At 64.8% G+C, this 2,123-nt stretch carries 2 protein-coding genes; one reads left to right on the top strand and one right to left on the bottom strand.

Annotated elements, in window-relative coordinates; genetic code table 11:
* A partial coding sequence (locus A2I95_RS33240) for a LysR family transcriptional regulator (RefSeq protein WP_291736691.1) occupies window positions 1-651 on the bottom strand: 651 nt, incomplete at its 3' end.
* A gap of 278 nt (window positions 652-929) precedes the next feature.
* Between A2I95_RS33240 and A2I95_RS33235 the strand changes: the two genes are divergently transcribed.
* Window positions 930-2,123 (top strand): CHRD domain-containing protein (locus A2I95_RS33235; RefSeq protein ID WP_291736690.1); only part of this gene is annotated, 1,194 nt, incomplete at its 3' end.

The following is a 2,123-nucleotide window of genomic DNA, read 5'->3' as shown; positions in this document are numbered from 1 at the left end:
CTCTTGGCATTGCACCGTCTGCGCCAAATCCCCCGAGGCGGCAATGACGTTGTGCCCCGCCAGATCCGCCGCGGTTTCAAATTCCCCGATCTCGTCCAGATACAGAGATGAAGCATAAATCCCGAACCCCACCGCCCCCAGCTTGCGGCCCACCAGCCGCTCCTGGCTGGGGGTGCCGATGCGCACGGCAATGTCGGCCTCGCGGTTCAGCAGGTTCACCTTGCCGGTCGACAGCAGCAGCTTAACCCGCAACTCAGGATGCAAATTGTGCAGCTCGCGCAGCTGCGGCGCCAGCAGGGTCTGGCCCAGCCCGCTGGGGGCAGCCACGGTGACCGTGCCCGCCAGCTGGCCGTCGTTGCCGGACACCGCCTCGCTGATCAGCCGCGCCTGATGCTCCATCTGCTCGGCGCTGGCCAGGATCCGGCTGCCGCAACTGGTCAGCTCCACACCCGAAATGCTGCGGTCGAACAAGGTGGCCGACAGTGCCGTCTCCAGCTCCCGCAGCTTGCGCCCGACCGTGGCCGGGCTTTCCGCCAGCTGCCCCGCCGCCTGCGCAATACTGCCCGCCCGTGCAGCCGCCAGAAAGAACCGGAACAGATCCCAGTTCTGGCTCATCACGGGGGCGGGTCTGGGGCCGGAAACGGTTTGCATCACGCCGGAAATCTCATGTGACAACAACAGGGCGGCGGCAAGGACAGCCTATCTTCAGCTACTGCCAGCCCCGTTGTAACACCACTCAAATTTACTTGTGCCGCTGTGAGCTAGAAAAAAATCCGCACCTTCTCAGCACTTTACGCGAAAATCTCCGCTTTCTTCCAAATGACGCGCAGCGCTTCAAATCTGATGCGTTGCGTTTTTTCCGCCCCCTCACAGCTTCATTCGCAACCGCGCGCAAACGGAGCTGCGCCGGTGCAATTGGAGGAAAGACAATGACTGTACAAAACAACATGGGCCCGATCACCGGGACAGAAGGCCCGGACCCTCTCATCGGGACAAATGCCAGTGAGGAACTGCAGGGGCTGGGCGGCGATGACACCCTGACCGGCGGTTTGGGGGACGATACGCTGGACGGCGGCGCAGGGTCGGACACCGCGAATTACCGCGACATCGACGTGCCGGTCGCGGCCGCGCTGCGCACAGGCACCGCCACCCGCGAGACCGGTTTTGCGGTGGTGGTGGAGGATCAACCGCTGGCGTCGCTGACCACAGACCAGTCCCCCGCGGATCTTGTGGACCAAGCCGCAGGCGGCAATCTTTACTACAACATTCACACCAATGACATCCCCGGCGGTGAAATCCGCGGCCAGCTGCTGGTTGAAAGCGATGTCACCGATGGCGGCATCCGCACGCTGACTCTGGTTGCCGATCTGGATGCCGCGCAGGAACCGGACGGCGCCAGCGACTCCCAGGCCACCGGCCAGGGCCGGGTTGTGATCGTGGTTGACGGCAGCAGCATTTCCTACAGCTCGGATCTGTCGGTGACCGGCCTGGCCGCATCCGATCTGCTGCCGGTGGCGGGCGTCAGCGCCATCCACCTGCACAACGCCCCCGCCGGGCAGAACGGCCCGGTGATCACCGATATCGTCCAGGATGCAGGCGGCGACGTGAACGGGCTGGACGCCGGTGCCGATGACGGTACCATCTTTGATGAAGTCGTCGAGACCGACACGCTGATCAGCATCGAAAACCTGGAAGGCTCCGATGACGGCGATGACCTGCGCGGCGACAACGGCGCCAATCTGCTGAACGGCAACGGCGGCGATGACATCCTGCGCGGACGCCGCGGCAATGATGAGCTGAACGGAGGCGACGGCAACGACGACCTGCGCGGCAACCGCGGCGCTGACACGCTGGATGGCGGATCAGGCGATGACGTTCTGCGCGGCGGACGCGGCAGCGACCAGCTGAACGGCGGCGCTGGCAATGACGAACTGCGCGGCGGCGGCGGCAACGACATCCTCAGCGGCGGCGGCGGCGTGGACACCATCGACGGCGGCAATGGCATCGACACCAACTCTTTTGCCAACATCAACCAGGGCGCCGCTGATGCCTCCATCGCCGGCGTGACGGTGGTGCTGAACGCCGACGGCTCGGGCACTGCGTCCTATAATGGCGGCGGCGGC

The organism is Leisingera sp. F5 (assembly GCF_001593695.1).
Note: the sequence above shows the minus strand (reverse complement) of the source record. Positions and strands in the feature narration are given on the sequence as shown.